This is a genomic window from Candidatus Tisiphia endosymbiont of Xenochironomus xenolabis (assembly GCF_964264705.1).
Taxonomy (GTDB): Bacteria; Pseudomonadota; Alphaproteobacteria; order Rickettsiales; family Rickettsiaceae; genus Tisiphia.
On the sequence record NZ_OZ183473.1, the window covers coordinates 1400735 to 1425483 of the forward strand.

At 31.9% G+C, this 24749-nt stretch carries 17 protein-coding genes; 4 read left to right on the top strand and 13 right to left on the bottom strand.

Annotation, left to right across the window (positions count from 1 at the left end; genetic code table 11):
- The first annotated feature begins 427 nt into the window (after nt 1-427).
- Nucleotides 428-4204 carry a hypothetical protein gene (locus ACFELY_RS06855; RefSeq protein ID WP_375334013.1) on the top strand — a complete coding sequence of 1259 codons (3777 nt, stop codon included), beginning with the start codon at nt 428-430 and terminating at the stop codon, nt 4202-4204.
- Between the two features lie 231 nt (nt 4205-4435).
- On the opposite strand, the gene ACFELY_RS06865 is transcribed toward ACFELY_RS06855, so the two are convergent.
- From ACFELY_RS06865 to ACFELY_RS06885, 5 genes are all read right to left on the bottom strand, one after another.
- Entirely contained in the window at nt 4436-5911 is a 1476-nt protein-coding gene (locus ACFELY_RS06865) for a sensor histidine kinase (protein ID WP_375334014.1), read from the bottom strand.
- Nucleotides 5912-5946: 35 nt separating this feature from the next.
- Nucleotides 5947-6933 carry an SPFH domain-containing protein gene (locus tag ACFELY_RS06870; protein WP_341759013.1) on the bottom strand — a complete coding sequence of 329 codons (987 nt, stop codon included), beginning with the start codon at nt 6931-6933 and terminating at the stop codon, nt 5947-5949.
- 277 nt (nt 6934-7210) lie between these two features.
- The gene (locus tag ACFELY_RS06875) at nt 7211-8209 is read right to left on the bottom strand and encodes an efflux RND transporter periplasmic adaptor subunit (protein ID WP_375334015.1); all 999 of its coding nucleotides are present in this window, start codon (nt 8207-8209) and stop codon (nt 7211-7213) included.
- A gap of 13 nt (nt 8210-8222) precedes the next feature.
- A complete protein-coding gene (locus tag ACFELY_RS06880; protein ID WP_094648836.1) occupies nt 8223-8984 on the bottom strand; it encodes a DUF2608 domain-containing protein in 762 nt (253 codons plus the stop codon).
- Entirely contained in the window at nt 8984-9742 is a 759-nt protein-coding gene (locus ACFELY_RS06885; protein ID WP_375334016.1) for an alpha/beta hydrolase, read from the bottom strand. Before ACFELY_RS06885 ends, ACFELY_RS06880 begins: the two co-directional genes overlap by 1 nt.
- Nucleotides 9743-9758: 16 nt before the next feature.
- On the opposite strand from ACFELY_RS06885, the gene ACFELY_RS06890 reads away from it, so the two are divergent.
- Nucleotides 9759-10925, top strand: coding sequence for a glycosyltransferase family 4 protein (locus ACFELY_RS06890; protein WP_341759009.1), 1167 nt, complete (start codon nt 9759-9761; stop codon nt 10923-10925).
- A gap of 55 nt (nt 10926-10980) precedes the next feature.
- Here the strand turns inward: ACFELY_RS06890 and ACFELY_RS06895 are convergent, their stop codons facing one another.
- Both ACFELY_RS06895 and ffh read right to left on the bottom strand, forming a co-directional pair.
- Nucleotides 10981-13230: a tetratricopeptide repeat protein gene (locus tag ACFELY_RS06895; protein WP_375334017.1), complete on the bottom strand. Its 2250-nt coding sequence runs from the start codon at nt 13228-13230 to the stop codon at nt 10981-10983.
- A gap of 197 nt (nt 13231-13427) precedes the next feature.
- Nucleotides 13428-14780, bottom strand: a complete 1353-nt coding sequence (gene ffh / locus ACFELY_RS06900) for a signal recognition particle protein (RefSeq protein ID WP_375334018.1) — start codon at nt 14778-14780, stop codon at nt 13428-13430.
- A gap of 716 nt (nt 14781-15496) precedes the next feature.
- Between ffh and ACFELY_RS06905 the strand changes: the two genes are divergently transcribed.
- Complete coding sequence (locus tag ACFELY_RS06905; protein WP_375334019.1) at nt 15497-17011, top strand: peptide MFS transporter; 1515 nt, start codon at nt 15497-15499, stop codon at nt 17009-17011.
- Between the two features lie 198 nt (nt 17012-17209).
- On the opposite strand, the gene ACFELY_RS06910 is transcribed toward ACFELY_RS06905, so the two are convergent.
- Nucleotides 17210-17887: a hypothetical protein gene (locus tag ACFELY_RS06910; protein ID WP_375334020.1), complete on the bottom strand. Its 678-nt coding sequence runs from the start codon at nt 17885-17887 to the stop codon at nt 17210-17212.
- Nucleotides 17888-18067: 180 nt separating this feature from the next.
- Between ACFELY_RS06910 and ACFELY_RS06915 the strand changes: the two genes are divergently transcribed.
- The gene (locus tag ACFELY_RS06915; protein ID WP_375334021.1) at nt 18068-18904 is read left to right on the top strand and encodes a hypothetical protein; all 837 of its coding nucleotides are present in this window, start codon (nt 18068-18070) and stop codon (nt 18902-18904) included.
- A 97-nt stretch (nt 18905-19001) separates the two neighbouring features.
- Here the strand turns inward: ACFELY_RS06915 and murG are convergent, their stop codons facing one another.
- From murG to ACFELY_RS06940, 5 genes are read right to left on the bottom strand one after another with little or no spacing between them, the layout of a single operon-like run.
- On the bottom strand, nt 19002-20078 hold the full coding sequence (gene murG / locus ACFELY_RS06920) for an undecaprenyldiphospho-muramoylpentapeptide beta-N-acetylglucosaminyltransferase (protein WP_375334022.1): 1077 nt from the start codon (nt 20076-20078) through the stop codon (nt 19002-19004).
- The gene (gene ftsW / locus ACFELY_RS06925) at nt 20075-21223 is read right to left on the bottom strand and encodes a putative lipid II flippase FtsW (protein WP_094648599.1); all 1149 of its coding nucleotides are present in this window, start codon (nt 21221-21223) and stop codon (nt 20075-20077) included. Before ftsW ends, murG begins: the two co-directional genes overlap by 4 nt.
- The gene (gene murD / locus ACFELY_RS06930; protein WP_375334023.1) at nt 21216-22607 is read right to left on the bottom strand and encodes a UDP-N-acetylmuramoyl-L-alanine--D-glutamate ligase; all 1392 of its coding nucleotides are present in this window, start codon (nt 22605-22607) and stop codon (nt 21216-21218) included. Before murD ends, ftsW begins: the two co-directional genes overlap by 8 nt.
- Before the next feature lie 25 nt (nt 22608-22632).
- Nucleotides 22633-23625 (bottom strand): Rpn family recombination-promoting nuclease/putative transposase, encoded by a 993-nt coding sequence (locus ACFELY_RS06935; protein WP_375334024.1) that lies wholly within the window; start codon nt 23623-23625, stop codon nt 22633-22635.
- Between the two features lie 40 nt (nt 23626-23665).
- Nucleotides 23666-24727 (bottom strand): Rpn family recombination-promoting nuclease/putative transposase, encoded by a 1062-nt coding sequence (locus tag ACFELY_RS06940; RefSeq protein WP_375334025.1) that lies wholly within the window; start codon nt 24725-24727, stop codon nt 23666-23668.
- Nucleotides 24728-24749 lie beyond the last annotated feature (22 nt).

Here is a 24749-nt window from a genome sequence, read left to right on the forward strand (position 1 = left end):
GCGTCATTGCGAGAAGCTACTTTAGTAGCGACGAAGCAATCTAAAATGTGGATTGCCACGACCACTACGTGGTCTCGCAATGACGTCTTGTACTTATTCTATAATTTTTAATATTGTCATGGGGTTTATGCGTAAGGTGAGAAAATAAGCAATACCGCAAAAATAATGAACACAGCTATTAGTAAAACAAAAAAATCTGTTATATTTATAGATATAACTGAATTTGGAGTAACTTGTTATATCGAATTCAAGTTAAATTAAAAAAATATAAATAGAAGATAAAATATTCACAACAAAACGAATAATTACCTTGTTACAAAAAAACGGTCATTTTAAAATGTTATTACACTATTTTAAATTTATAATTGCTGCTAATATAGTATATTAGTAGATAAGCAAAACAATTCGAAAGAAGGGTAAAAAGGTTATGAGTAAGGATAAAGAACAATCTCGGCTTAGCAAATTACGAGCAAAACTTCAAAAGGTAGTAAAGCCGGACGGTCCTACTTTGGAAGAACTGCAAAAAGATATTTATAAGAAAGAGAAAGATATATTAAAATTACAACAAAAAGCAACTACCTTAGAAAACAAAAATCAAATTGCAGAAAAAAGAAAAGAGATAGCACAATATCAAAATCTATTAAATAATAGGTTAGAAAAATTATTGAAAGAAAATCAAGATTATTCTGAGCTTATTAACCAAGGAAATCAGAAAAATAAAGACAAAGCTGCTAAAAAGCAATTAGACTCATGGAACCAAGAGTTACAGAAAATTAAGAATGAATTAAGTAATTATGAAAAGTTGGTTGATAAATACAAGAAAAAAGAACAGAAACAAATTGAGAAATTAACGATTGAAGAGAAGAAAGCTGAAGAAAAAACGGAAAGTTCATATCAAGAAGAAAAGGATAAAGCTTTTAGAATAGCTAAGGATATCTTAAAGGATAGAGATGGTATGGAGAAAATCCTGACTCCTTTACTATCGTCAAAAAAGCAGGAGGACACTATTAGTGCAGGTCAAAAGCTTCAAGCTGCTATGAAAGGTATTGGATTTGCAGCAAGTCATATATCTCAGGGTATTGCCATTGCTACCTCAGTATCATTTTACGCAGAAGAAGTAGCCAAAATACAGAAAATATTCAATGGTGAAACGCCATATGATCCATCTCATCCTCCTTTCTTCATAAGATTATTAAAAGATCCTGACACTTCTCAATTTCTTACTGACAATACTGTAATTCTTAACGATTTAGTTCAGCATCTTGCCCCAATGCTAATTACTGTAATGCTAAAAGAGTTAGGAGAAATAAATAATATAAAAAAAGAATTTGATGAACACAAAAAGGATATAGATAGTCTGCCGACATTGGAAAAAGAATTACAGATTCTAAAAGACAAGAAAGATGTATCTAAAATGCCCAAATTAGAAGAGAAGGTTAATTATCTAAAATCTCTACAAAAAAATTATGATCGAGCAATTTTATTCAACAATTTAAAAGAGGCTGGTCTTGATAAAGATTATATCAATAGTAAGTTACTGCCCATTGTCCAGGACATTACTATTTCGATGTTAGAAAAACCAGAAGATTTATTAAAAATAATTAACCTATCTGTAGATATGTTAATTATTAAAGATCCTGAAACCAAAAAAGACTATCAGAGTAAAATATTAGATACAATAGATATTAGTTCATTATTAAAAAGTGGTAAACTATCTAAATTTCTAATTGAGGAGAAAAAATATGTAGAAGCCGCAGCAGAAGTAATTATTTCATCAAATATGGCATTAGATAAAAGACTAGAAGATTTTGGTGTAGGGAAAGAATTATTGCGTGATGTAGTACCTATAGTTTCAGAATTTGCTGGTATAGCTTTGCAAGACCCTAAAAAGGTGGATGCTTTATATGAAACATTAAAATCTGTTATATTAGATGATACTGATAGTAAAATACGAGAAGCTAACAGTTTGCAGGAAGTCGCAGCTTTAGATAAAGCAGGAGGCATTAAAAAACTTGCCGTAGTACAACAACTACCAGAGATTCTACTACAAAATGAAATGCTAGAATTACTACACGATCAATTACCGGCAACTCTGACAAAACATAAAGGGGAAATTGCAAAAATTGCTGCTACAACTATACCAAAATTGCTAGAAATGCTAGATAATAATGCCCGCACTTTAGCAAAAGAATGTAATAAGACTTTCCAAGAAGAAGATGTACACAAAATAGTAGTATCTCCAATTGTACCAATGCTTAACGGAGTGGATCACAAATTTTATGAGTCAATTATACCTATATCTATTGATTTACTAAAAAATACTATGACTGTTTTAAATGTGGAGGATATAAAAGAGATATATAGTGATATGCAAACCTTAGCTAAAACCGAGGATGTAGAACAGAAAGACCAAGCGACAGAGCGATTAAACAAGCATGTTATCACATTACTTAAAAACAAAGATTTACAGCAAAATATTGCTGTAAATCTACCTCAAATCATTAAGGATAATGAAGCGGTAGTAGCAGTAATAGCAAATAATATAGTCAGTAATAACCAGGATTTTAAGAAATATGATTTATCAGCAGAGTTAATAAATGCTACAACATCATTAGCAATTAAAGTAGTTGATACTGGTCTAAGTAAGATGCCAACGCTTATGAAAATTAATGATAATTGGCAAGAATACCAAAGAGCCGATATAGACACTGATGCAAAAGAAAAGGTTTTGACTAAAATAATCGATGATGTTGGAGAAATAGTCCAGAGCCTTTCTCCTATATTAGAACACTCTGTGCCAGAATATCTGCAAACAAATAAGGATAGTCTTTTAGCCTTGACAGAAAATATGATTAAGCAGGAAGAACTTAAGAGGCAATTAGATAGTGCAGGAGTTTCCTCTGATCTAGCTTTCAGAATGGTCGATACTGCTATCAATATCACTCCACATCTCCTACCTATAATTACCAAATTTGCTAATGCATCTTTAACGGATAAAGATGGAGTTGTTGCTATTGCAAGCAAATTTCAGGAACTTCTCAATGCATCCGAGCAAGAAAAAGACTCTAAAGGTAAAGAACTGGCAGATTCTGTTGTACAATTTATAGAAAGAAATGCAGCAGTAAAAGACGTTATCATAAAAGATATTCCAAAACTCCTTAACGAAAATTCTGCGATCCTGGGACCTATAGTAGATGAATTCCTGAATAGCACTTTCATAGGAAGAAATTTGAAAATCAAAGGTCAAGAAATTATTGAAAAAATTAGCGAAAAAGTACCTGCATTAACAGAGATAGCGATGGAATATAATAAGGGTAATTATCTATCCGTAATTACTGGTACATTTAAGTTATTATCATCTGATCCAGTAGCAAGAGGAATGGTAACAAAATTATTAGTTGAGGGAGTTAAATATAAGGTACAAACAAGCTTTACCTCTTACAAGAAACGTAGACAAAGGTGGCATGAATATGCAGGTGAAATTATAGATAAAGTGCGTAAGCACATTCCTACAATCAATGGGCAGAAAGCAGATTTAGGGGAGTTACTACAACAACAAGCCGATAACATGCATGTTGCTAATAGGTCAAAAACATTGGAATATTCTTTAATTAGCAGGGATTTTAGCGGTCTTATCTTTAACAATGAAACGAACATGCCTCTTGAGAATGTCAAAATTAATGGTTTTAATTTCAATGATGCGACGTTTATGGACAATTCTTTTCAAAATAGTGAAATTAGTAATTGTTCATTTAAGGGGACAGATTTCAAAGAGAAAATAAGTTTTACTGGAGCTACTATTGATGCAAAATCCTTAGAAACTCTTTTACCAGCAATTAAGCAATATAATAAAAACCATAAAAAAGATCCTATTACTTTAGATAATATACAATTCACCGGTGATATAAGTAAATTATCTTTCAAAGGTGTATCAGTGAACAATAGAGCAGATATAACAGTAGCTAAGTTGGCAATGGAAAGTAAGCTAAACCATACGGATCATGCAAAAAAAATAGGTAAAGATATAGCACATCATATGTCAAGAAGTGTGCAAGATAATAAAAATATTCCTCCAAACGTAGAAGCAATAAAAGAGAGTATATCGAAGCATATTAGCACAGACGTAGTTGGACAAACGAAGAATCAGATGAAAAAAACAGACCCACACAACCCGAATTCTGGATTAACAAAGATAAGCAGGTAGGGGTATAAGGACTAATGGAATGTATCTACCCTATATACAAAATGAGGAGCAGATACTAATCTTCTATAGGAAATGAATCCTAAACAACAATAAGGAGATTCATTCTATTACTCCATTATAATACTATAGTCAATTCAGGAGAATTTGGGGCTAGGAACGATGGAGCGACGCCTATAAGTAATAGGCGAACGATGAGTGACAACGTCCCCAACTTCTCATCAATTGACTATACTAATCAGAAGAAAAAGTTAATGTTACAGTAGTGCCTATGCCTATTTTACTTTGTAACTCAAATTTACCTTTCATTAATTCAACCAACTTGCGAGTAAGTGGTAAACCAAGACCGGTTCCTTGGTATTTTCTGCCAACGGTACTATCAATCTGCCCAAAGGTTGATAGTACTTTGGGAATATCTCTCTCATCAATTCCTATACCAGTATCTATAACCTGTATATAAACTAGCCCTTTAGGCTCATCTTTCTCAGCATAAATTGTTATAGTACCTGATGCTTTGGTGAACTTTATAGAATTAGATAAAAGGTTAAAAAATACTTGTTTAAGTCTTTTGATATCTGCTTTTATCACAATATGATCTTTTGGTAATTTTTCAATTAATTGCACTGATGCCTGATCAGCTCTTGGCTTCATTATCCTTACAGTAGAAGTAATTAATTTATTGAGATCTAACTCGACAAAGTCAACTAATAGCTTGTCAGCCGATGCTTTTGATAAGTCTAATATATCAGTTATTATACTAAGTAAATGCTTACCTGCACTGTTAATATCTTTTATATAATTATCATGCTCTTTATTGTAAGGTGTAGACATCATAATTTCTGAAAAACCTATAATAGCATTTAGAGGGGTACGTAGTTCATGACTAACATTGGCAAAAAATTTAGTATGAGCAGAACTTTCATTTCTAACCTTAATTACCGCTTCCTCTAACGCTTTATTAGCCTCAAATTGTTGATCTATAATCTTCTGTGCATAATTTGTGTTGCTAATTACGATAATTAAGAATATTAGCATAATGATAAAAAATGTTAGTAATACTTTTTTCTCCAGCTCTATAATACTTGACCATAAACTAGTAATATTAGTATTAATCTCTAACACACCATCAACAGGATACCTAGATAAGTCGCGGTTTATTATTGGAATATAACTTGTTATACAGGATGCTTTCTCTACTTTCCCTGACATATGGAATAGAGCCCTAGGAATTAATATATGACTTGTCATTCCTTTAAAAGCTTTGTTAAAGGATTGCTCTACAACCAGCTCTTTTAAAAAATATTTGTCAAATTGGCTAATAATTCTTTGATACAAAGTATCTTCAGGAAAATTCACCTGACTTGTTATTTGAATTGGAGAGCTGGTTATAATTTTATGACCTTGTAGATCATATAAAGAAATATAGGCATTGAGATTAACAAAAATATCAACTGAAGTAGTTGCAAATTTAATAAAATCGGCATCTTGCAATAAATTTATATAACCAAATTCATGTAATTTATTTACAGCCGTTTTATTCCTATTCCAGACATTTTTTGTATAAACACCAGCTATTTTAATATTTGCTTCTCCAACTTGCTTTAAAATCATTTCTTCGATAATGAAGTAACGATAGTAAATCATGTTGACAATGATATTTATAAATAACCCAAAGAATGCCAGTCTAACAATATACTTATTTTGAATCATTAGATTTGCACATATTCATTTAGGTTATACCACGGTTATTCACTAGCACTAAGTTTTTTCTTTGTAGATGATTCCTTTATATTTGATTCCTTAGGCAATTTCTTATCACTCGCTGATTTCAGCTGATCAAAAATACTCAAAGCTTGAGTTATAAAGCTTCCTGGTTCAGAAAGATTTGCCGGCAAAATTACTGTATTACTATCCTTAGCTAACTCACCAAAAGCAGATATATATTGTTCAGCGATTTTTAAAGATACTGCATCGTTTCCTCCAGATTTCTGAATAGAGGCTGCTATAAGCTCAATACTTTTAGCAGTAGCCATGGCTACTAATCCTATTGCTTCAGCCTCACCCTTAGCCCTATTTACTTGATCAATATAGGAAGCTTCAGAATTTAATACAACTTGAGCCTTCTCGCCTTCCGCATGGTTTATTTTTGCTTGTCTATTGCCTTCTGAGTCTAAAATTTGGGCTCGTTTTTGACGTTCTGCCGCAACTTGTAACTCCATCGCTTTAAGTATTGTTTGTGGTGGCTGAATGTCTTTAATTTCATAACGCATACATTGTATCCCCCAATTGACTGCCGCTTGGTTAATAGCAGAAACAATAGCGATATTCAAGGTTTCTCGTTCTTCAAAAGTTCTGTCTAATGGTAACTTACCTATTTCTGAACGCATAGTGGTCTGTGCAAGCTGAGTGATAGCATAATACGGACTATTAACCCCATAAGATGCAGCAACTGGATCGACAATTTTTACATATAACACACCATCTATTAGTAACGTAACATTATCATTGGAAATGGCTGTTTGAGCAGTCACATCAATCGCTTCTTCCTTTAAAGTGTGTTTGTAGGCTACTTTCTGAATCACTGGTATCAAAATACTCAAGCCAGGCTGCAAGATGCTATCAAATTTCCCAAATTTTTCAACAATCCATGCTTGTTGTTGTGGCACAACCTTAACCATCTGTATAATAATAAGGATCGCCACGATACTACAAACTAATAATATATATTCCATATTTTCTCCTTTTTAAATCTATAACTAACCCGATTAGTATTTACCCATACAAACCGTCATTGTGAGGAAGCCCGTAGGTCAACGAAGCAATCCAGGAAAGTGAATAAAAATGGATTGCTTCGACTACTACGTAGTCTCGCAATGACGTTTGAGATGCATACACGTCATTGCGAACGAACATATGTGAGTGTGGCAATCCATTATTCTTGGATTGCTTCGTCGCCTTCGGCTCTTCGCAATGACGTCAGTTCACATGGCTAAAACCTTTTTTGGGTAGCTATAATAATTTCACTATGCTACCGTCATTAATCTTAGTAATTCCTTCCACTACTACCATATCTCCTTCTTTGATTTCGTCTGAAATAATCTCTGTTAGACCATTTAGACTAGTACCTAGCTTAACATAAAGTTGCTGCACTTTGTTATCATTAAGTTTATATACAAAATACTGACCTTTACTATTACTCTGCACTGATTGACTAGCTACTGCTAAATTCCGATGTTTGTTAAGAATTAAATCTATAGGCACATAGCTTCTATGTAGCATATTACTATTAGAATCAACGATAACTTTAGCACTTATAGTACCATTATCTGAAACATATTGTGAGATTTCAGCAATTTTTCCATTAATCTTATCACCATTATTATCGGTTATCACTAAATCAGTAGATACTGACACCTGATTATAAAGCTCCTCAGGTAACTCCATTAAAATACTCTTAGTGGTAGAATTTTGAGCAATAATGCTAAAAAGATAATTTTTTTGTTCTACCTTATCCCCTTTTTTTAGCTTTATTATACCAATATTTCCATCAAATGGTGCTACGATAACCATATCGTTGTAACTATTCATTGCTTTGGAAAAAGCAAGCTTAGCTGTTTCTAAATCACTATTTGATTTTTCTAGTACATCACTACTAATATATTTTTTGGCAAATAATGCCTTATCACGTTCATAAGCAGTCATCGCCGTTTTTAAAGAGATTTCTGCTTGTGACTTAGTTGACGTAGCTAAATCTTTGTCAATAATAAGCAAAATATCTCCTTTATTAACCTTACCATGAGAATCAGATACTACATCAACCGTACCAGAAATATTAGCATAATAATCCCGGCTTGCATCATTTTTACATTGTCCAACAACGCTGAAAACATTATGCAAATCAGCCATTTGCACTTTACTAGCTTTTACCGGAATGCCCTCTTGTTTTTCAGCGATAGCACAGCAAGAAATAATGCATATACTTACAAAAACAATTAATTTATTCAACATTTCAAATACCATATTAAAGTTTTAAATCTGTTAGCCAACGATGTTCATTCTCTAAAATTTCAAAACGAATTTTTTCACTTTTTTTATCAAGCTCTGCTTCCGGTACTAAAGAAGCTCCGCTAAATTCAAAACCATAAAAATTAATCTGTAATTTAGTACATATTTTTTCCACCGACTCAATATTTTCTAAAACATCATCAACAAATATTATGGTTTTAGGGTAATAATTTTTCTTGTGTAAAATATTCTCTAATACTACACCTTTATCAATATCGGCAGTAAGAATCACCCCTTCTTCCATCATCGGCATACCATTCTCACTATGTAATTCATCAATTAATATTTCCTCTTTTATTGGAGTAGATTTCATAAAATCTATATTTATTCCTTTAAGCTCTTTTAAACGCCAATTGGTAAAATCTTCAATAACCCCGAATCTACCTGTATATAGCTTGGTTAAAGCAGCAGTTGGAATTTGCCTCTCCCATAATTTACTCAATATATCATTTATATTGGGGTTCACTAAGCGAATAGTACGATTTTTTAGAATAATACTAAAAAAAAGTTGCCTTTCTTTTCTAGTAAAGCGTTTTTTGCTTTCAACACACCATTCGCGTCTATAAGGATGAGTTAAGCGATATTCATCTTGAGCCATGATCAGTACGTCATCCACATCAAAAAGCACCAAACTATCTTGATCTAGCTTATTTATTACTTCTGCAACTTTTAAAAAATCTGAGACTTTAGCTGTTTTAGCAAATTTATGGTTATTCATTAGTTTTTATATTTTATTATTTCTTCCAAAGAATTAGCAATTATAGCCAAATCTGATTCTCTTGAGAGATTGTGATGCCCATCTTTTATTAATTTCATTACTACTATATCACTAGTAATTTTTTCTACTAACTTATTTGAAATATTATAAGGTACATCAATATCTAACATCCCGTGAATTAAATGAACAGGTTTCTTAAGATTAATACTATTTGAGTTTAGTAACAAGTGATTTTTGGCTTCAAGTATTAATTGATAGCTTATTGGGTATGTATTATTGCAATTACGCCCACTAACATCAAGCCATTTTTGCTGTTGCATTTGTTTTTTTTGACTTTCAGTTAAATTTTCCCAAATGTTTTCTGTAAAATCTATTGCTGGAGCAAGACCAATAACGCTACAAATTTTACTAGGAAATTTTATAGCAGCCAGCATAGCAAGCCAGGCACCCACACTAGAACCAATTATAATAGTTGGCTGCAGGACAAGTTTATTTAACACCATCTCAACTCCCATAAGCCAAGAGCCAATAGTTTCATCAAGAAAATCACCTGACGATATTCCATGACCAAAATTATCAAATGTGATAAAATTATAATCTTGTTTTTTACAGTAATTTTCAAGGAATACAGCCTTGGTACCATTCATATGTGACATCAAGCCATGCAAAAACATTACGGAAGGCATATTTTTTTTACTACTTTTATAATGATTATAAGTGATAAATTTTTTATTTTCTGTATTATATATTTTTTCCATTTAAATTAGTTAATTAATGATTTCATCAGATTCACCAAAACGATACCATAAACCAACCATTTTGCAAGTAGTTCCAGCTTTATTCTCTGGTGGAGTAGAGAGAGGGACAATTGAAGTGGCGAAAATGTTAAAAAAAGCTGATTATAATGTTATTGTAGTCTCATCTGGTGGTTCGTTAGTTGAAGAGTTAGCAGTTGCAGATATACCACATATTTCTATGAATAGTGCTACTAAGAATCCCTTTTCAATATGGAAAAATGCAAGGATTTTATCAGAAATAATTAAGGAATATGGTGTAGATATAGTACATGCAAGATCGAGAGCTCCAGCTTGGAGCTGTTATATGGCAGCAAAGGCTACTAATACTAAATTCTTAACAACATTTCATGGCATTTACAACATCTCGAATTTGTTCAAACATTTCTATAATAGTGTGATGATTAAAGGCGAGAGAGTCATAGCTGTATCTAATTTTGTAAAGCAACATATATTAGCTAATTATAAAATTCTAGAAAATCAAATTACTGTAATACGTCGAGGAGTAGATTATCGTTATTTTGATCCCAAAAATGTTACAGAAGAAAAGTTATTAAAATATAAAAAGAAATATAGTATATCTAACAGTACTCCTATAATATTGTTACCATCAAGATTTTCCAGTTGGAAGGGACACCTTACCCTTGTTGAAGCACTTGGCAAATTAAAGCATCTAGATTTCTACTGTCTCATGGTTGGGGATTTATCTAAACACCCAAATTTTACAGATCGAGTAAAATCTCTTATAAACGTATTGAAACTACAAAGTAAAATTCAAATTTTTGGTAATGAGATTGATATGCTCAGTCTTTATGGTGTTTCAGATATAGTATTATCTACTTCGATTGAACCAGAAGCATTTGGTAGGACTATAACTGAAGGACAATCAATGGAAAAATTAGTAATTGCTACAAATATTGGTGGGGCTATTGAAACAATATCAAATACAAAAACTGGATTTCACGTCAACCCAAACGATCCTATCGATTTGGCAGAAAAAATTGAACATTGCTTATCTATACTTAAAACCAATGAAGGCAAAAAAATACAACAAGCAGCAAGAAAATCAGTAATCGATAATTCCTCCCTTGACTTAATGCTCAGTAAAACCTTAAATTTATATAAGGAAATGCTCAAAAAAACATAATATTTTCACAGAACCTAGATTCTTATATCTTGAAAATCTAATATAAAAGCCTAATCTATTTTTTTTCCCATAAATTCATATTATGTTGTTTGCAATACTCAAACATAGATACAGTATTAGTGTGATTTACTCCGAACTCTTTTACTTGCTGTTTACCAAAAAACTTATAACTATGCAAGTCTTTTGCTCTACATGCTGCTTTAGCTCCTTGACTATACAACTCACTAACTTGTGCCACATTTTTACGATTATCTCTATATAAATAATAACATATGGTATAAGCTTTATTATAGGATTTTATTGCTTCTTTTATGTTATCTTGAGCAAACAAAACATCACCTTGTACTACATAACTCACTGCTAAGTTTATATCTTCGGAATAATCTGCACCTTTAGGATTCCTATGCTCATCGGCTAAAAATATGGTGATAGCCCTATTAACATGCTCTAAGGCATGGTCTAACTTACCAAGCCCTAACTCGCTTCTTGCCATTTGGATAAAAATGCGACCAAATATTTCATGTTCTTCTTTTTTAGAGGATTTATGCATATCATATAATTGCTCGACTACAACACGTGCTTCTTGGTATTTTTTAAGATAATTTAATATTTCTGCTTTAAGCATATAACGGCTTGTAAGAAAAAAATCATCCGGTTTTAATCCCTGTTTTATACTTTCTGTTATGTCTTGATTAATTTGATCCAATGCCTTAGGATATTTTCCTTGTATAAGAAATAACTGTGATTTAACACAATGTAGAAACCCTATATCACTCTTATCTACCAAGTTACTAGTAAACATTTGCTTCATAATTTGTATATTTTTTTTTGCTTCTTGAATTTGACCTAATGCAATATTAGATGTTGCCAACGCATAAAATACGTTACACTTAAAAGTTTCGTAATCTTTTACTTTGTCAAAAACTTCTTTTGCTCTAATGTAATATTCAATTGCCACTTGATTGTTAGAACAGTTCTTATAATACCTTCCTATAAACTTTATATATCTTGCATATATATGTTTTTCATCATTATTCATTAACCATAATTTAAACTTCCCTTCTTGATCATTTTTATTAAACCAATCAACTAATTTCTTTGCATTATAGTTATCCCAAGAATTAAGATATTGTAGTATTAAATATAACTTTAATCCCAGAATTTTATATATATTAACTTTGTATTTTTCCGAATTTTTTAAAATTATTTCAAAATTTTCAGATATAGTCTTAGCAGTTCTAAAAATACGACCTTTTATTCCACTTTTTGGGGTAGCATCAATTAATTTAACAACAATATCCTCTAAGTAAGGTTTATTAATTTTTACTCCATTCATTTCTATTATTTTCTGAACAATAACATCATGCATTTCAAAGACAGGGTTAGTGTCATGTGAGTCAATGTTAGATATTAAAGCAAATTTAGATAATTGATATAGATCATCATCAAGAGTATTTTGATTATCCGTAATAATTTTTAAAAGTTCTTTCGAGAAACCTTGATTATTTATTAAGGCTATTTTATTTAAAAGTTTCTTAGCACTTGGCTTTAACTCATTGATAACTAATGTAATGTTTAATTGAATTTTATCTGTTGATTGCTGGATTTTATCCTTATATTCTTTTCTATCTAAATCTTTTACATTATTTAATAATTGTGCCCCTTGTACTATCAGGATAGGATAACCAGCAAACTTTTCGCTCAAGAATTCTGCTAATTTAGCGTCATTATTTTCTATAATATTATTAGCCAGAGTAATCGCATTACTTTTTTCAAAGGCAGTCATTTTGACTATATTAGGCAATATTTCGCTATCTTGGGAACAAAATATAACGTGTCCATTATGTTCCCAATCAACGAACTCTTGAACTTTTTTATTTTCACTTATCTTCAGATTATCGAATATCAACAACCATTTATCTTGATTCGATAAATGACTCATTAGTTCTTTTCGTACCAATCTCATATCTTCTGATATTAGATTAGATTTAGCGGTGCTATTAATAGCTTTTGCTAGCTTTAGCAACTCTTGATTAATATCTAAATTACAATCAACAAACCAAATAAGTTTATAATTATTTTGATTCTCATAACAATACATTCTAGCAAGCTGTGTTTTCCCCATGCCACTAGTTCCTACTATGCTTGTTTGTCTGTATTTAGTTAAGTTATTCTTGAGTAGATTTAGTTGCTTTACATGATTGACAAAATAAGTAACTGGTGTAACAAAATTAGATATTTGTTGTTGAGCAAATGAATTATGCGGCATTATCAATAATATTATTAATGTTAAATATTTATCCATTTTTTGCTCCTAACAAACGATTTCAGGAAAGTTACATTACTCTTTCTGTTTAATTCTATTTTTATCTACTAATACGAATTTAAGACATTTTTTTAGCAGTTAGTACATTATTCTCTTTTATTAAAATATCAATTTGCTAAGCTATAGATTCTATTTATTCAAATATGACTTTTGATAATTATCTTTAAAGCGAAAATTTATGGTTTGAATAAATTGCCTAGACCGCTACGCATTAGGCTTTTGGGATTCATATTGCTTGCCTTCTTCATGAGATCGCTTATTTGCTTAAATTGTTTCAATAGATTATTGACTTTCTGGACTGATGTTCCTGAGCCTTCAGCAATACGTTTTCGACGTGAGGCATTTAGCAAATCTGGTTTTCTTCGTTCTTTTTTAGTCATTGACAAAATTATTGCTTCTTGGTGGTCTATTAATTTGCTACTTAATTTCGATTGATCGACCTTATCGATAATTTTATTAATGCCAGGTAACATATTTATCATACTGCTCAATCCACCTAGTTTTTTTATACTCCTCATTTGCGTTAGGTAATCTTCTAAGTCAAATTTACCTTTTTTTAGTCTAGCAGCTGCTTTTTCCGCCTCTTCCTGATCTATTAGGCTACTTGCTTTTTCAACAAAGGAAATAATATCTCCCATATCTAATATTCTCGAGGCGATACGTTCTGGATCAAATAACTCTAAATCTGCCAATTTTTCACCAGTACTTAGGAACTTAATAGGCTTATTGGTAACATGCTTAATACTCAAAGCCGCTCCACCTTTAGCATCACCATCAATACGAGATAAAATCACCCCGGTAATTCCTAGTTGTTGGTCAAAATTGCTAGCTATAAGTACTGAATCTTGCCCGATCATTGCATCAACCACCAGAATTATTTCCTTTGGCTTTACTAAATTTTTTATATTTACCGCTTCTTGCATCATTTGATCATCGATTTGCAACCTACCTGCCGTATCATAAATAACGACATCATAGGCGGCTAATTTTGATTCGTGCAAGGCTCTTTTAGTAATATCGATAGGATTATGGTTGGGGATAATAGTTAAACTATCTACCTCTATCGATTTACCAAGGATGGTTAGCTGCTCCTGAGCAGCAGGACGATAAGTATCAAGAGAAACTAACAACACCTTTTTATTCTGATTTTTTAGCCTAAGTGCTAATTTAGCACTGGCAGTAGTCTTCCCACTTCCTTGCAGCCCAACCATCAAAATATTTACCGGAGGGGCAGATTTAAGTTGTAATACAGTATCCTCTGGAGAAGAGGATAATATATTAATTAACTCATTATGGATAATTTTTACTATCATCTGCCCTGGAGAGACTGATTTTATCACCTCCTGCCCCATAGCTTTTAACTTTACTTCAGCAATAAAGTCCTTAACTACCGGTAGTGCCACATCTGCCTCAAGAAGGGCAATCCTAATATCACGCATAGTATCGTTTATTTGGGCTTCAGATAAAGTGCCGCTTCTTTTGATACGATCAAAGATTTTTGTTAGATTTTGAGTTAATGTTTGGAACATAAAAATGCAAATTTAATAAGTTACTTTAATTTTATTATTCTAGCATATTTGCTAATAAGCACTAAGCATATTATTAAAAAAAATAACTAATTAATTTACCTTATGATAAATTTATGCTATAATTTAAAGTCCAGTATAATTATTATGCTGTTAACACTCAAAATTATAAAAGGAGTTATTATGTTAAAAGACTTAAGATTATCGTTAGAACGACAATTATCGGCAATTTCCAAAAATTTAAATTTTTCTTATCCAACATCCTCATTTTATCATACCACCATGTTTTGGTGTCTTAGCCATTAATCCATATTTTTCTACTTTTTAAAATTTTTATTACTATTTGCTTTTAGCAAGCATTTGTTTGTTTTTTTTAATTGTTTTACCCTCTCGTCATTGCGGAAGTTTAACCATCCAACGTCATTGCGAGGAGTACACAAACCTCAAACGTCATTGCGAGGAGCTACTTAGTGACGAAGCAATCCATATAACAAGCTTCATGGATTGCCACGCTCACATACGTTCGCTCGCAATGACGCTAGAAGGTATTGTCACAACCTACTCGCGTGGTCTTGCTAATAGACACTTGAGGGGCGTGGTAATCCTCATTTAAAAATAATAAATCTTAAATGTTCTGCTAAGAGTGACTTTTTTAAACTTAATATATCAGATTAAATCATTAACAATTGGTTTGATATAAAAATGCATTGAGGTTCACGATGAGTAATTGTGTTGATTTACTAGATATAGATAATCTAGATATTGATAATATTAAAGAAACTAAAATATTTCCTAAACACCTAAAACTTCTATTTTTCGTTGAAATGTGGGAGCGTTTTAGCTATTATGGAATGAGAGCTTTGCTGGTGCTATTTCTTACATCACATTTAGGATTTAGTGATGCTAATGCTTATGCCACCTATTCTTTATTTGCTGCTATTGGCTATGCCTGTCCGGTACTCGGAGGCTTTTTAGCTGATAAATTAATGGGATTTCGTAATATGGTACTAATTGGCGGTATAATTATAACAATTGGTCATATTTGTATGACTTTAGTAGGATCAGACCCAAATTTTGTATATTTAGGCTTATCACTATTAGCATTAGGAACAGGTTTATTTAAGGGTAATATTACAAATTTGTTAAGTTGCTGCTATAAAGAGAATGATCCGGATAGAGAAAGGGGCTTTACCTTATTCTATGTTGGAGTAAATTTAGGATCATTCTTAGCTTCTATTTCCTGTGGTTATGTGGCAAGTACTATTGGTTGGGACTACGGATTTGGTTTAGCTGGTCTAGGTATGTTAATTGGTCTTATTATATTTGTTAAATTTCAGAATTTACTAGGTAATAATGGTTTATCACCTTATCCACACCTCATGAAAAAAAGATTTTTCTTAAGGTTGAATCCTTTTACTATAATAATAGTAAGCACTCTATTTCTAGCATTTCTTGTTTCTGAAATGTTAATATTTGCTGAATTTTTTGCTAATATGCTTAGCATTATAGGTTTAGGGGTATTTGGGATATTTGGCTATATTATATTTAAGTCTCCAACAATTCAAAGACAAAATCTAATTGCCTTATCGATGATGATTTTTTTATTAATGTGCTTTTTTGCGTTAGAAATGCAACTTGGGTCTCTTATTAACTTATTTACTGAAAGGAATGTGGTCAAAGAAGTATTTGGCATCATGATTCCTGCTTCAGTATCACAAGCAATAAATCCTTTCTCTATAATAATATTTGGTTCTTTGTTAGGCACTTACATGAAGTTTGATAAGAAATATGCAACTTTAATGTTAATTTTAGGTCTTTTGACCTTAGTTGTGTGTTTCTTTATTCTTTATATCGGTTGCGTAAATGCTGATAGTAATGGCAAAGTAGGATATTTATATTTAGTAATTGCTATTTCTTTTATGAGTTTAGGAGAGCTTTGCATAGGACCATTAGTACAGTCCAAAACAACTTTACTTGCTCCAAAACACTTACGTGGATTTATAATGGGTATATTAATGCTATCACTGGCATTTTCAAATTTACTAGGCACTGTAATAGCAAAATTTATGTCGGTACCGTCTATCGGAGGAGAAGTAGATTTTATGGAGTCACTATCTATATATAAAGAAGGTTTTTTATATATATCCTTCTTTAATTTAGGCATAGTTGTTATATTCACCATATTTTGCTCTATTTTCTTACATAGAGTTTTAACTAAACAAAGTTATAGCTAACCCGCCGTCATTGCGGGGAATTACTTTACTAGTAACGCGGCAATCTATAAGAATATGGATTGCCACGACCACACAGTGGTCTCGCAATGACGTGTTTTAAATTTACCTACAGTATCATTGCAAGAAGGCATAGCCGACGAAGCAATGCATTTTTTCTGCAATTTTTAAATTGCCACGAGGCTTATTCATAAAGACGAATTAATTAGTACCAGTTGCCTTTATATCATCATCTTCACTGAGAAATTTTTTCTGCATCTCTGATTTACCGACTGCCTTGTTAGTTTCTACCCTTTTAATTTTTTTATGACTATTTGCTTTAGGTTTACTTGGTAAAACTTTATTTGGTAAAACTTTATCAACAGTTTGTTGGTTAGTAGTTTGTCGTGCAGGACATTTATATTTTTCTAAATCTTTTTTAGTTTCACGTAACATAGCTTTAATTTGCTCTAGCTCTTTGTGCAAATTATTGTTTGCTTGATCATTCTTACCATTATTTTGTTTCTTCAGCTTATCATTTGCCGAATTCAATGAAGGATATTCTTTTTCTTGATTTTGCTTGCGTTTTTCATTACGTTCTGCATCTTGTTTTACCATCTTAATATACATTTGACGATTTCTTAAAGTTGGATTGATTGTTTCAGTATCATATTCACTAAACAAATCCCCCTCATCATCATCAAAATTTTCTTCCATAACATTTCTTTTTGCCATCGCTATATATTTCTTATTATAAAGCGGTGGACGTTTGCCACCGGCAAAACCTTTACTATCTATAATTTTATTATTAGCAGATTTTTTGAAATATCCTCTAAACCCATCAGTACAACCTGAAAGTAGGGATACTCCCAAAACTATAATAATAACTTTTTTTAACATAAATTAGTCCGATAATTTTATAGTAACATAATTAATGACACAAAATCACCCAAGTTGCAAGGATCAATTAACCAGGAAGTAGTTATAGGGAAAAAACAAGCTGATTGACCCAAATTTATCTTGTACTTTTTAATAAATATTATATAAAGCCTATTCATAAGTAAATAAAGGACTTTATATATGCCAAAACCTACTAAAGATCACTTAGTTATTACCGGAAACAGAACCTTTTTTTGCAATAAAATGCCATATATTAGCAGACCTGAACGTTATTACTTCGAAGTACTCAAAGATATAACGCTAACTGTAAAATATCCAATTGATATAGTAGTTGCCTTAAATCCCACAGGTGCAGTTAAGTTACCTTTAGCAGGTGCAGTTAAGTTACCTTTAGAGAAAGATTATTGTACTTTTCAAAATCAAAGCTCCTTAGATTCTCTTTGTGATCATGTCTCTATATTAAATAAAGATTCTATTACCTCACTTCTACTCCCTATAGGTACTAAAGTCAGCTTTACTAAAAACAATATTACCTATCATTTAGAAAACACAACTTCAAAAAAATTAGTCATAGAGAATCTAAATTTAGTTATCAATATTTATGAATACCTAACTGGCGAATTACCAAACACTCTTTCCATTTTTAAAATTAACAAAATAACTAAAATGGCACTTGAGTCTCATGATATAAGGTATCTAATATTTTATAAGATGAATCAAGAATTAATAGCTTTATTTGCTAAACAAAATAATGGGAATTTAGATTGCCAAAAAATAGATGCATTTATACAAGAGCATTTTTTAGAATTACCTGATATTATTCTTAAAATATCAAAGAAGTATCTTAATTCAGGAAATCCCTATTATTTAAGTTCTCTCCCCCCTCCAAAAATATTAAATGAAGATTTTTTGCACTTAAAGTCCTCCGATGCAAACTTTAGTAAGCATGTTGATATTGATGATAATCACACCATCACCCCTCTAGGAATCATAGAAGTTCCTATAGAAATACAATAAATTCCCGCTAGAAGGCAACTTCCTAGACGTCTTCTCCTCCCGCTAATAAGACGATTAGCTTGCGTTTTTCCTTAAATTGACTATCAACCCAAAGAAATCAGTTTACTATTTCTTCTACTGTATCAGCTAAAATATTACTACCGTCATTTTTCCGCTTTAATAATTCACAAGATGCCCGCTCCAGTATATCACGATTTTTTATTAGCACTAAGAGTTTACCGGCTAATTTTTCTGCAGTAATTTTATTTTGTTCAAAACACCACCCTGCCCCACTATCTTCCAGTGCCTTGGCATTATAGAATTGATGGTTTTCAGTAGCAAAAGGTAGCGGAATAAAAATTGCCGGCAAGCCAATATAGCTAAGCTCAGAAATAGTTGATGCCCCAGCCCTTGATATTACTAGTTCTTGATTGGCATATTGCTGATCCATATCATAAAAGAAATCGGCTACTTTATGTGGGATGTTTAATTCACTATAAATTTTAGCAATATTGTCTAAATCTTCTGGAGGAGCTTGTTGGGTAATATGTAGTTTAATATCAGGATTTGATTGCACTAATATCTTAATCGCTTCCGGTATTAAAGTAGAAAAAACCTTTGCTCCCTGACTTCCACCAAAAATCAATATTCGAAAAATATCATTGCTAAAATTATCCTTAACTTTCAGTTTTTTAACATTATCCCGTACTATATTTCCTATAACTAATTTCTTATTATAGTCAACAATATTATAATTTTTAGTTTCCTCATAGGTAAGCGCAACTCTTCTGGCCCATTTTAAGAATAATCTATTGACCTTACCAATAAAGCAGTTTTGTTCATAAATTACGATAGGAATACGTAACAATACAGCTGCTATCAAAGGAGGAGCAGAGGGATAGCCACCAAACCCAATTATAACACAAGGTTTGACCTGCACTAATAGCAATAACATCTTAAAAATCATAAATAATAAATAAATTAATAATTTAAACTTATTAAACAACCCTTTCGGTGGCAATCTAAAATTTATTATATGTGGAATGAGCGGTAAATCTTCAGTTAAATATTTTTGGCATCTAACGTCAGTAATAAGGTGTAATTTATACCCGCGTTTCACCAATTCTTCAGCCAAAGCAATAGCGGGAAATAGATGACCTGCCGTACCACCACCAACAACAATTATACTCTTCATATGTCAATATCTTGAATTTTATAGTTAGTAAGGGAAGTTTTATGTTTGGTAAAACCAAGCAGCATCCCTGTAGCAATAGCTATGGCAAAAGTTGAAGAACCACCATAGCTAATAAATGGTAATGTCATCCCTTTGGTTGGTAATAAATTCAAGGTAACACCTATATTAATTAAGGCTTGTAAACCTATCTGTGCAACAATACCACTTGCTGCCAATTGAACAAATTTATCTTCTTCGTTAATGAGTTTCAGTAAACTACGAATCACTATAAAAGCAAATATTCCTATAATTATCAAGCAGATAATCGCCCCAAATTCCTCACCAGCAACAGCAAAAATAAAATCAGCATGAGAATCCGGCAATACTTGTTTTACCGCTCCTTCACCAGGACCACAACCATATAAACCACCATGCTCAAATGCTCTGATTGACTTACTAACTTGATAATTACTAATACTCTCTGGATCAAAAAAACTATTAATCCTTTTCGCTACATGAGGCAGCCAAAAATAAGCTGCTGTAACACCAAATAACAACATAAAAGCAGCAAGCATAATCCAAAATATTGGCATACCAGCAACAAAAAGCTGAATACCAAAAACTGCAGTAACCATCACTAACATACCAAAATCTGGCTGGATAATTAATAATAAAGCAATGATACCATACAGAACTATACAAATAGAAAAACTTGGAAATTCCCCCTCAAATTTCAGTGACAATATCCAACCAGCCACTACCGCAAAAAATGGTTTTATAAATTCTGAAGGCTGCATCGAAAAACCTAAAATATTAATCCAGCGAATAGCCCCCTTAACTTCATAACCATAGAATTTAACTAAAATTAATAACAATATGCTGACAATAAATCCTAAAATTGACAATCTCTTTAACCATTTTTTGGAAAAAAGGGAAAAAAGAATGATCAATAGCGATGCACTAGCAAGATAAAATAATTGTCTAGAGGCAAAATAATGCTCATTGAGTCCTATTCTATTTGCTATTACTGGTCCAGCTGTAGTAACCAACATCATACTAAAAACAAACAGGATTACTAAAGCAATAATCATTTGCTGGTCGATACTACGCCACCACCATTTTAGGTAATTGTTAGATAATTCATTATTATGATTATCTTTAATCATGGTTAGCAATAATATTATATAATTCTATAAATAGATTTCCGCGTTCTTCAAAATTTTTAAATTGATCGTAAGAGGCACAAGCTGGAGCTAACAAAATATTTTTTATGCTCCCTATATCTTGCATTGCATCTCTAACTGCAACATTAAAAGCCTCCTGCAAATTTTGACAAATTTGAAAATTTACTCTACCCTTAAGTGACGATGCAAAAAGTTCTTTATCTTGACCAAAAAGATAAGCCTTATGAATTTTATCAAACCATGGAGCTAAATTTGTTATTCCTCCTTCTTTTGCCACTCCTCCAGCTAGCCAATATATATTATCAAGTGCAGCAAGGGATTTAGAAGCAGCAATGCTATTGGTAGCTTTGCTATCGTTATAAAATTTTATCATACTCGAATGATCTGAGTATATTGTACCAACATATTGCATCCTGTGCGGCAACCCCTTAAACAACTCGATAGCAGCAATTATTTGTTCTGGTCTTACCCCTATAATCCGACAAGCCGCATAACTGGCAACAATATTTTCCTGATTATGGATGCCTTGTAGATAGCTATTATTTGGCAAATTAATAGTAATTGGTTCAAAAATATTGTCATAAACAACATTATTACAAATTGATACTCCTTTATCAAGGATTTTACCAACAGAGATTGGTATTAAATTTGTGGTATTCTCCTTTTGTAACTCTAAGAAAATATTGTTGGTAATTTCATTATCAACACTAATTATGGCAAATGAATCTTTATCCATTCGATCAAAGATTTTCTTTTTAGCGACAATATAGCCTTGCATATTATTATGCCGATCTAAATGATCCTCGGTAATATTAAGTAGCACAGCAATTTTAGCTTTAAAACTGCTTAATAAGTCTAACTGAAAGGAAGATAGCTCTAATACATACCCTTGACAATCTAATCCCATACTTAAGGCAGGAACACCAATATTCCCGCCAACTGGATAATCAAAACCACAAAACTGTAAAATATGACCAGTTAGAGCAGTGGTAGTACTCTTACCATTAGTACCAGTTATACCGATAAAATTAGCTTTCTTCCCCCCTCTAAACTTAACTTCCTCAAATAATAAATCTATATCTGAGGTTATTGATATATTACGAACATTCGCCATGGTAACAATGTCATGCGATAAGGGAATACCTGGACTTAACAATATCTTATCAATATCCTGCCACCGCTGATCAGACAAGCTAACCAAATTATCGTTTCCATAGATTTTACTGAAAGCATCCCTACTACTACCTAGTTGATCATAACAAATTATCCTAGCTACTTTATTTAGCGATTGATAAGCAGCCATACCAGTCTTACCAAGACCAACTATCCCTATAGTCTTATTTTTTTGTGAAAGAAATAATGACATAATTTTTAGTTTAATAATCCATTATTTACTCTACTTTCAATAGTTCATTGATTCTTGTAACAGATAATCTAGTCATTCTCGCTACTTCTTCAATAGAGCTACCATTATTTATCATCATTTTTATTAATTTAGCCTCTCCTCTAGCTTCTCCCCTAGCTTCTCCGATTCTAATACCATCCTGTACTCCGATTTTAATACCATCTTGCACTCCGATTTTGATACCATCCTGCAGCCCGATTTGAATCCCTTCTTCTTTCCATACTTGAGCTATACTAGGCATAAGTTCTTCTCCTTTTTCTTTAGTTAAACTATTTTTTAATATTTTTTCTAACTCTATTTTATCATTTTGCTCAATAAAGGTCAAAGTATAGCTCAATAGATTTCTTATATGGTCATAGCCTATTGTTATTTTACTCAATTTAGGCAAGAGATGAGAGATTTCTTGCCATCTTTTCAGTAATTGACGTTCGTGGATGTGCTTGAGGAAAAATAACAAAATCCCAGACCATACTTTTTTCTTGAGTTCTTCATCAGGAATATCATGTACGTTAATAAGCTGACAATCATTTGTCCAAAAACCTCTGGCTAAATTTGGATGGCTAAATAAATTCCATATATTGAGCGATGCATTATATTTCTTCTTGCCATTATAAAGTATTAGGGGATAAATTACTGGAAGGCTTTTAGCTTTAGGATTAGTAGTTAAATATCGATCACAAATATTAATCATATATTTAAATAACCTAAACGCCATCATTTTATCAACAGTACTTTGATGTTCCAATAGCAAAAAAATATAGCCATCCTGATCATTAAACTTAACAGAAAATAATACATCTGAAATAGTTTCAGAAAGGTCTGGCTCAATAAAACTATCTTTTTCTAATTTTAAAGATGTGCTATCGATTAAAGCCAACACATCTTTCGGCAAATGAGTTGCCAAAAACTCTTTAGCAACTATAGGATTCTCCATAGATTTGCGAAAGATTTCATCATGTTTTGGCTTGTCTAGAGTCATAATAAAATTTGCTTATATAGCTAATCTAATAATTCATTACTTATTGTACTTTCAGTAATTCATTGATTCTTGTAATAGATAATCTAGTCATTCTCGCTACTTCTTCAATAGAGTTACCATTGTTTATCATCATTTTTATTAATTTAGCTTCACCCTCGACTCTACCCTCGACTCTACCCTCGGTTCTACCCTCGGCTCTACCTCTAGCTTCTCCGATTTGAATCCCTTCTTCTTTCCATACTTGAGCTATACTAGGCATAAGTTCTTCTCCTTTTTCTTTAGTTAAACTATTTTTTAATATTTTTTCTAACTCTATTTTATCATTTTGCTCAATAAAGGTCAAAGTATAGCTCAATAGATTTCTTATATGATCATAGCCTATTGTTATTTTACTCAATTTAGGCAAGAGATGAGAGATTTCTTGCCATCTTTTCAGTAATTGACGTTCGTGGATGTGTTTGAAGAAAAATAACAAAATCCCAGACCATACTTTTTTCTTGAGTTCTTCATCGGGGATATCATGTACGTTAATAAGCTGACAATCATTTGTCCAAAAACCTCTGGCTAAATCTGGATGGGTAAATAAATTCCATATATTGAGCGATGCGTTATATTTCTTCTTGCCATTATAAATTATTAAGGGATAAATTAATGGAAGGCTTTTATAGTCAATTGATGAGAAGTTGGGGACGTCGTCACTCGTCGCTCGCCTATTACTTATAGGCGTCGCTCCATCGTTCCTAGCCCCAAACTCTCCTGAATTGACTATAGCTTTAGGATTAGTAGTTAAATATAGATCACAAATATTAATCATATATTTAAATAACCTAAATGCCATCATTTTATCAACAGTACTTTGATGCTCCAATAGCAAAAAAATATAGCCATTCTGATCATTAAACTTAACAGAAAATAATACATCTGAAATAGTTTTAGAAAGGTCTGGCTCAATAAAACTATCTTTTTCTAATTTTAAAGATGTGCTATCGATTAAAGCCAACACATCTTTCGGCAAATGAGTTGCCAAAAACTCTTTAGCAACTATAGGATTCTCCATAGATTTGCGAAAGATTTCGTCATGTTTTGGCTTGTCTGAAGTCATAATAACTTAAATTATAGAGCTT

What these genes read in the sequence shown, in the direction of transcription:
- ACFELY_RS06855 (WP_375334013.1), top strand. Translation starts at nt 428, where the DNA reads ATGAGTAAGGATAAAGAACAATCTCGGCTTAGCAAATTACGAGCAAAA.
- ACFELY_RS06865 (WP_375334014.1), bottom strand. Translation starts at nt 5,911, where the DNA reads ATGATTCAAAATAAGTATATTGTTAGACTGGCATTCTTTGGGTTATTT.
- ACFELY_RS06870 (WP_341759013.1), bottom strand. Translation starts at nt 6,933, where the DNA reads ATGGAATATATATTATTAGTTTGTAGTATCGTGGCGATCCTTATTATT.
- ACFELY_RS06875 (WP_375334015.1), bottom strand. Translation starts at nt 8,209, where the DNA reads ATGTTGAATAAATTAATTGTTTTTGTAAGTATATGCATTATTTCTTGC.
- ACFELY_RS06880 (WP_094648836.1), bottom strand. Translation starts at nt 8,984, where the DNA reads ATGAATAACCATAAATTTGCTAAAACAGCTAAAGTCTCAGATTTTTTA.
- ACFELY_RS06885 (WP_375334016.1), bottom strand. Translation starts at nt 9,742, where the DNA reads ATGGAAAAAATATATAATACAGAAAATAAAAAATTTATCACTTATAAT.
- ACFELY_RS06890 (WP_341759009.1), top strand. Translation starts at nt 9,759, where the DNA reads ATGATTTCATCAGATTCACCAAAACGATACCATAAACCAACCATTTTG.
- ACFELY_RS06895 (WP_375334017.1), bottom strand. Translation starts at nt 13,230, where the DNA reads ATGGATAAATATTTAACATTAATAATATTATTGATAATGCCGCATAAT.
- ffh (WP_375334018.1), bottom strand. Translation starts at nt 14,780, where the DNA reads ATGTTCCAAACATTAACTCAAAATCTAACAAAAATCTTTGATCGTATC.
- ACFELY_RS06905 (WP_375334019.1), top strand. Translation starts at nt 15,497, where the DNA reads ATGAGTAATTGTGTTGATTTACTAGATATAGATAATCTAGATATTGAT.
- ACFELY_RS06910 (WP_375334020.1), bottom strand. Translation starts at nt 17,887, where the DNA reads ATGTTAAAAAAAGTTATTATTATAGTTTTGGGAGTATCCCTACTTTCA.
- ACFELY_RS06915 (WP_375334021.1), top strand. Translation starts at nt 18,068, where the DNA reads ATGCCAAAACCTACTAAAGATCACTTAGTTATTACCGGAAACAGAACC.
- murG (WP_375334022.1), bottom strand. Translation starts at nt 20,078, where the DNA reads ATGAAGAGTATAATTGTTGTTGGTGGTGGTACGGCAGGTCATCTATTT.
- ftsW (WP_094648599.1), bottom strand. Translation starts at nt 21,223, where the DNA reads ATGATTAAAGATAATCATAATAATGAATTATCTAACAATTACCTAAAA.
- murD (WP_375334023.1), bottom strand. Translation starts at nt 22,607, where the DNA reads ATGTCATTATTTCTTTCACAAAAAAATAAGACTATAGGGATAGTTGGT.
- ACFELY_RS06935 (WP_375334024.1), bottom strand. Translation starts at nt 23,625, where the DNA reads ATGACTCTAGACAAGCCAAAACATGATGAAATCTTTCGCAAATCTATG.
- ACFELY_RS06940 (WP_375334025.1), bottom strand. Translation starts at nt 24,727, where the DNA reads ATGACTTCAGACAAGCCAAAACATGACGAAATCTTTCGCAAATCTATG.